This is a genomic window from Uniformispora flossi, assembly GCF_049534875.1.
GTDB lineage: Bacteria > Actinomycetota > Actinomycetes > Streptomycetales > Streptomycetaceae > Yinghuangia > Yinghuangia aomiensis.
In genome coordinates this window covers 1-7,044 of sequence record NZ_JBMULZ010000043.1, presented here as the reverse complement: position 1 = coordinate 7,044, position 7,044 = coordinate 1, and the positions used below count along the sequence as shown (strand labels likewise).

Sequence of the window (7,044 nt, the reverse complement as noted above, 5' to 3'; positions counted from 1 at the left end):
ACCGGGCGGACGTAGCCGGTCGACGACGCGGTCGAGGAGGAGCTGCTGCTGTCCGAGGACTTCGCGGTGCTGCTGCTCTGCGACTTGGCGGTCGACTTGCTCGGCGCCTTGTCCTCGGTCAGCTTCGCGGAGGAAGAAGACGAGGAGGACGAGGACGACGAGGTGGTCGCGGCCGGGGCCTTGTCCTCGGTGAGCTTCGCGGCCGGGGCGGAGGCCTGCGCGGAGAGCGCGAGCTTCTGGCCCGGGAAGATCAGGTTCGGGTTGCCGCCGATGACGCCGCGGTTGAGGTCGTAGACCTTCTGCCAGCCGCCGGACACGCCGTGCGAGGTGGCGATCTTGTAGAGGGTGTCACCGACCACGACGGTGTACGCCGACTTGGCGGTGGAGGCCGCCGGGGCGGGCGCCGTCGTCTTGGTCTCGGCCTTCGGGGCCGCGGCCTGCGTCTGCGGCGCGTCCTGGGTGAGCTTCGCGGCCGGGGCCTGCGAGGCGGTCTTCGGCTGCGCGGCCGGCTTGGCGGCGGAGGACTTCGCCGAGGAGCCGGTGTCGAGCGACGGGGTGCCGCTGTTCTTGGTCAGGCCCGCCTTGACGGAGCAGACCGGCCAGGCGCCGGGGCCCTGGACGGCGAGCACCTTCTCGGCGATCGCGATCTGCTGGTCCTTGGTGGCCAGGTCGGCGCGCGGCGCGTACTGCGTGCCGCCGAACTCCTGCCACGTGGAGTTGGTGAACTGGAGCCCACCGTAGAAACCGTTGCCGGTGTTGATCGACCAGTTGTTGGTCGACTCGCACGCCGCGACCTTGTCCCAGGTGCTCACCGAAGCGGCCGACGCGCTGGTGGCGCCGATGATCGGGGCGGCTATCGCGGCGCCGGTGACACCGGCGGCAAGCGCGAAACGCGAGGTCGTGGACATGCGGGTACGGCGATGACGCCCGATTCCGGACAGCATGAAGCGTTTCCTCTCCTACGCCTGCGAGGTGAGCTGTCGGATTCGGGCTGGAGTTGCCCGGCCAGCCTTCGATGGCCCTGTTCAGGGCGTTCGAGGCATGGCTTCACCCCAAGCCGTCCCGGCTGTCGCCGGGCCGGCGTTACACCTGGTTCCCCCGCTTCTGCCGTGGTCGCTTACTCAGCGGTCCCGTCCCGGCCGGCGGCAGAACTAGGCGTTCCGGTGGGAGGGGTCGGTGTGGGGACCGACGCGGAGCACGTTAGGCAGACGCGTCCCGAGATCACAAGCGACTTGGCGAAGGAGGGGGTTTGAGACCGCTTGACGGTGGGAAGGCGATGACTCCTTGTCATGCCCATCTGTCATTCGGTGTCCGAATTCCTACCTTCCGTACGGGAAAGCTGACCCGGCGTGCCGTATGGTCGCGGACAGTACATGGGTGCATTCGGAGAGTGGCGGCGATGTGACCTGATCTACATTTCCGAAGGAGGGTCCGTGATGTCCTGATTTGAGGCTCTAGCTATAGGGATGTCGCTCGGCTGCGAACCAGCGAGTGCGTGAGCCCCGCATCCCATTTGGTAAGAAAAGTAGGACTTTGTCCTGCTGCGCCGTGCGGCCGTTGGTTCCGGCCGCTGGGCCGCGGCTCCGTCGGATATCCGAGCGGGCCGCCAGGACGGCAGCGCGCTCTGACGCGTCCTGCGAGCGCGGCAAACCCACCGCCGTGCGACCAGGCCGCTGCTGCCGGTTCCGATGCGGAAGCAGGTGCCGAGCCGACCGCGGGTGCCCGGACCGGCAGGCGGGGTGCCGGATCCTGTTCGTCCTTCACACCGGGATTCGATGGGAGTAACTGCGCCAAGAGCTCGATTTGGGCATGGCCGCCGGGGGCGCCCGGCCGTCCGGCACGAAGCCGGGTGTGGGATCGACTTCACCCTGTACCCCGCACCTCTCCCCGGAGGCTGCTCGACTTCACCACGAAGAAGCCGGATCCACGGCTCGGCGGACCGGCCACGAGCCGACAGGCAATGGGGCCGCCACCGGACTGTTCCGGTCAGCTGCGGAGGCGCCAGCCGGCCCAGGCGGATTCCACCATGTCCTCGATGCCGAGCCGGGCAGTCCAGCCCAGCTCGCGGGTGATGCGGTCGGCTTGTGCCACGACCTGCGCGGGATCGCCGGGGCGCCGTTCGACCACCACGGGGGGCAGGTCGCCGCGGCCGGTCACCTTGCCGATCAGCTCGACCACGTCCCGAACCGAAGTCCCCTTGCCCCGACCCACGTTCAGGGTGAGAGCGGTGTCAGGATCGGTGGCGAGCCGCCGTACGGCCGCGACGTGTGCCTCGGCGAGGTCGTCGACATGGATGAAGTCGCGGATGCAGGTGCCGTCCGCGGTCGGATAATCGTCGCCGAAGATCGTAGGCGGCTGCTCCGCGGAGAGCTTCTCGAAGACCATGGGAACGAGGTTGAAGACCCCCTCGTCGGCCAACGCGGGCTCGGCGGCTCCTGCCACGTTGAAGTAGCGCAGGGACACATAGCCGATGCCGTGCGCGGCGGCGGCCGCGCGGAGCAGCCATTCGCCGGCCAGTTTGGTTTCGCCGTAGGGGCTGAGCGGCCGGCACGGATAGTCCTCGTCGACCAGATCGGCATCCGGCATGCCGTAGACGGCGGCGCTCGACGAGAACAGGAACCGCTGCACCCCGGCGTCCGCGGCCGCCGCGAGGAGCGTGCGCATGCCTTCGACGTTTTCCCGGTAGTAGAACAGCGGCCGTGCCACGGATTCCGCGACCTGCTTCTTCCCGGCGATGTGCACGATCCCGTCCGGGTGGTGCTCCGCGAACACTTCGTCGAGAAGGGCGCGGTCGAGCACCGAACCGGTCACGAACGGCACGGATTCCGGCAGCCGCGACCGGTTGCCGGTCGAGAGGTCGTCCACCACCACGGCCGACTCGCCGACCGCCAGCAGGGACCGGACGACATGTGCACCGATGTATCCGGCTCCGCCGGTGACAAGCCACTTCATGTGGTGATCCTATGTGCTGCGGAACGCGCCCACGTTGAGACGAGGGCCGGACACTCGGTGGATCGGAGGGCGGCACGGCGTCTCCGGCAGACGACGCGCGCATCGTGGGGGCGCTGCCGGCACTCGGGTTGACGGAGCCGTAGAAGTCCTGTGCGCGGACCGCTGCTCGCGCTGATCCGGGTCCCGGCGGTGCTGTCCCGCCGGCTGCGGAAGGCAGCGGGTCACAGCTGTCGGCGCACCGGTACGGACTGGGCGCGGCGATCTGGGTTGGTCGGCGCGACGCCTTGGCCGTCAGGACCGCCGACTGCTCCGTCAAGGCCGGATTGCGCCTGTGTGGCTTGCATCACAGGTGCCGGTCGCGGGCCCGGTGCAGTTGTGGCCGCGCACCTCGCAGTGTCAGTGCACTTGGCGGTCACGCACGCGAAGAAGCTGCCGTGTCGACTTCGCGATCCGCGATGCCGGGGTTGGGTGCCGCCGGACGAGAACTCCCGGTGTCGGCTCGCTCATATGTCACGGAACATGCGCAAGGTGACGGCAAGTGTCCGTACGCAAGCTTCCGGCCACATGCGCGTGCCTCTGAGTGACCAGCGGCAACGTATTCTGGGCGGCGAGAAGAAGCGATCGCCTCACCCGGGGAGAGATGCCAGTATGACCGACCGCCAAGGGGTCAGTCGCCGGATGTTGTTCGGCATGATCGGAGGCGGTATAGCCGCCGGCGCGGCCGGTGCCGCCGGCGGCGCCGCGGCCTACCGGGAACACGCGATCAACGACAAGCAGAAAAAGGCGCGGCCGAAGAACGCGTCGGGCAAGGGTCCGGCCCCGAACCCGAGGCCCGCCAAGGCGATCGTTGACGAGAACGCGCGCCCGGGCACCCAGGAATGGAAGCACGGCAAGCTCGGCAAGGCGTCGAACGACACGGAACGGCAGTGCCAGGGCTACGCGTCCGCGACGACGGTCGCGCCCGGCGGGTCGCTGGACCTGTACGTCACGGTGAATCCGGCGCAGAAGTTCACTGTTTCCGTGTACCGCTTGGGGCACTACGGCGGTGACGGTGCGCGCTTCATGTTCCGGAGCGACCCGATCCAGGGGATCACGCAGTCCGATCTGAAGATCGCCGACGACCCGGACTCGAAGGCCGTCTACTTCCAGTGGCAGAAGTCCTGGGAGTTGAAGATCCCCAAGGACTGGATGTCCGGCGCGTACCTCGCCGTGGTGCGCAATGAGCGCGGCTTCCAGAACTACGTGTCCTTCGTCGTGGCAGACCACCGGCCCGCCGACTTCCTGTGCATCCTGCCGTTCGCCACGTACCAGGCATACAACCTCTACCCGATGGACGGTGTCGCCGGGCAGAGCGTCTACTTCGGCTACAACGCCGAGAAGAAGCTCGACGGCGCGCTCAAGCGCACCCAGGTCTCGTTCGCGCGCCCGTTCTCCGGCGGGGGAACGACCAAACTCATCGACTACGAGCACCAGTTCATCAAGTTTGCCGAGCGGCTCGGGTACGACGTGACGTACGCGTGCAGTTTCGACCTGCACAACGGCAAGGTGGATCCCACCAAGTACAAGGTCATCGTCGTCCCCGGCCACGACGAGTACTGGTCCCAGAAGATGCGCGACGTGCTGGACGACGCGAAGGCCAAGGGCGTGCACATCGCGTCCTTCGGTGCCAACCAGTGCTACTGGCGTGTCCGGCTGGAGCCCGAGCCCGGTGTCGGCGACATGCGCCTCACCGTCTACAAGGAAAAGCCGGACCCGCGGGCGAAGGCTCCCGGCGGTCCCGCAAAGCTGTGGCGGGACGTGGGCAATCCCGAGCAGATGCTGTGGGGTTCCTCGTACGGGCAGATGGGCTACGGGGTTCCCGCGGAGGGGTTTCCGCTGGTCGTGAAGAACGCCGACCACTGGCTGTGGGCGGGTACCGGGGTCAAGGAAGGCCAGGAACTCGACGGCGCGGTCCGCGGCGAAGCGGACCATCAAGTGGCCGGTCTGGCGCTGCCGCAGAGCACCGAGATGACCGTCTTGTCGCAGAGCACCTTCACGAACACCGGCGGGCTCCACGACCGGCAGGAGGCCGTGGTCTACCGGGCCCCGGCGGGCAACTGGGTCTTCAACGCCGGCACGTTCGGCTGGGGCATCTTCCTGGGCTGGGACACCGCCGCGGCCAAGCACATACAGGCGGCGACGCAGAACCTCTTCGGGAAGATGCTGGCGGGGTGAAGGACGAGGCGAAGGTCGCGGTCGTGGTGATCGCGTTCCGCGACCGGGGCAACATCGGCGATGCGATCGAATCGGCACTCGGGCAAGGGCCTGCGGTCGCCGAAGTAGTGGTGGTCGACGACGCTTCCGGCGATGGCACCGCGGAAGCCGCGGAAGCGTATGCGGCAGGCGATCCGCGGGTACGCGTCGTCCGCAGAACCGAGAACAGCGGCGGATGCGGCACGCCGCGCAACGACGGCTTGGCGGTCGTCACCGCACCGTGGGTCATGTTCCTCGACAGCGACGACGTGCTCCCGCACGGGGCCGCCACCCGCATGCTGTCCGCCGCGACAGAAGCCAATGCCGACGCGGCGGTGGGCCTGTGCGTCCGCAGGGAGCTTCCTTCCGGGCGTGAAGTGCCCTGGCAGCCGGAACTGTTCGACGTGCCGAGAGTGCTGACCGGCCTGTCCGGCGAACCGCGTTTCCTGCGCGACACACTGTGTGTCAACAAGCTGTACCGGCGGGATTTCCTCGACACCCACAAGGTCCGATTCCCCGAGGGCGCCGCGCACTACGAGGACTTCGTGTTCACCGCCCGGTTCTATGCCGCCGAGCCGGTGCTCGCGGTCACCCCGGAGCCGGTGTACATCTGGCACGTGCGCCGCGCGGCGGCCGGGTTGTCGATTTCGCTGCGCCGGCACCGGATCGCCAACTGGACGGACCGTCTGGACGCGCACCGCCAGGTCACCCGGATCCTGCGCGCCGCGGGCCGCGACGACCTCGCGACCGCGGCCCAGGCCAAGTTCGTCGACCACGATCTGCCGCTGTATCTGCGCGATCTTCCCGGCCGCGATGCGGAGTACCGGGCGCAGTGGTGGGCCGCCACCCGCGCGTACCTTGCCGAGTTCGATCCCGAGGCGTTGGCATCCGCCGAGGCCGCGCGACGGTGGGCCGCCGCGGCAGTATTGGCCTCCCCTGTCCCGGAGGGGCTGCCGCGACTCGCCGAACTGGCGGCCGCACCAGCCCGGTTGGTGCCGCCTTATGCGGCCGCGGCCGACGGCGGGTGGCGGTGGCCATACGGCGGCGGGCACATCGACCTCGACGGTCTCGATGCCCTGCCCCCTGGCGAACTGCCGCTCTGCGTCGATGGACGCGTCGAGGTGGGTGTCCGCCGGATCGACGTGTCGCTGACCGTCCACGACATCGGAGGACGGCTTGCCGCAGCCGGTCCGCAGACCGTGCGCCTGGAATTCCGGCATCGGCTCGGGGCGCGGACGGCCGTCGAAGAGCCGGTTCCGCTGCACCTGTCCGCGGCGGAGGCATGGCATGCCCATGTCTCGGTGCGCGGCATTCCGCGCGCGGAGTCCGCGGTGGAGAACACATGGGATGTCTGGGCGGTCGTCTCCGGCCCGGACGGCGATGTCGCGGCGGTCAAAGTGCGCGCCGGAAGCGGCCTGGGCCGTCGGATCACCGGTGCGGGCGGGTTCCGGCTGATCCAGCCCTACGCCGCCGGGGGACGCGCGCTCGCGCTGCGGGTCGCGGACGGCTGGCGCGGAATGGCATCGGTAGCGGGCCGGAAAATGGGCACGGGCTGACCTTTGGGCGGCGGTCCGAAGACGACCCGGGACCGTCGCCCCGGGTCGTCGCCTTCACCGCAGTTACCGCCCTTGCACTCCAACACTCGTACCGAGTCGGGCAGTACCGCTCCGTGCGGGCTCGGTTGCTCGCCGAGGCGCACGATGCGAGGCCGTGTGGCAGGTCGTCGGGCTCGTCGTACATCGGGAAATCGGCTGAGGGCCCAGCTGTGTCCACGGCCGGCCGGGACGGTCGCCGGTGGCAGCCGTTCTTCTTCACGGGTGGGGCTGCGCCTGCCCGCGCGGGAGGATCTTTCGCCGCGCG

At 69.0% G+C, this 7,044-nt stretch carries 4 protein-coding genes and 1 riboswitch; of the genes, 2 read left to right on the top strand and 2 right to left on the bottom strand.

What is annotated here, in order from left to right:
• Together ACPA54_RS38865 and galE are read right to left on the bottom strand one after the other, a co-directional pair.
• Positions 1 to 908: transglycosylase family protein (locus ACPA54_RS38865; RefSeq protein WP_423537269.1), on the bottom strand; the 908-nt coding region annotated here is incomplete at its 3' end.
• 39 nt (positions 909 to 947) lie between these two features.
• Positions 948 to 1,137: riboswitch (cyclic di-AMP (ydaO/yuaA leader) on the bottom strand.
• Between the two features lie 849 nt (positions 1,138 to 1,986).
• Positions 1,987 to 2,952 carry a UDP-glucose 4-epimerase GalE gene (gene galE / locus ACPA54_RS38860; RefSeq protein WP_423537267.1) on the bottom strand — a complete coding sequence of 322 codons (966 nt, stop codon included), beginning with the start codon at positions 2,950 to 2,952 and terminating at the stop codon, positions 1,987 to 1,989.
• Between the two features lie 690 nt (positions 2,953 to 3,642).
• Between galE and ACPA54_RS38855 the strand changes: the two genes are divergently transcribed.
• Complete coding sequence (locus ACPA54_RS38855; protein WP_423537265.1) at positions 3,643 to 5,166, top strand: N,N-dimethylformamidase beta subunit family domain-containing protein; 1,524 nt, start codon at positions 3,643 to 3,645, stop codon at positions 5,164 to 5,166.
• Positions 5,163 to 6,740: a glycosyltransferase family 2 protein gene (locus ACPA54_RS38850; protein WP_423537263.1), complete on the top strand. Its 1,578-nt coding sequence runs from the start codon at positions 5,163 to 5,165 to the stop codon at positions 6,738 to 6,740. Before ACPA54_RS38855 ends, ACPA54_RS38850 begins: the two co-directional genes overlap by 4 nt.
• Positions 6,741 to 7,044: the final 304 nt, after the last annotated feature.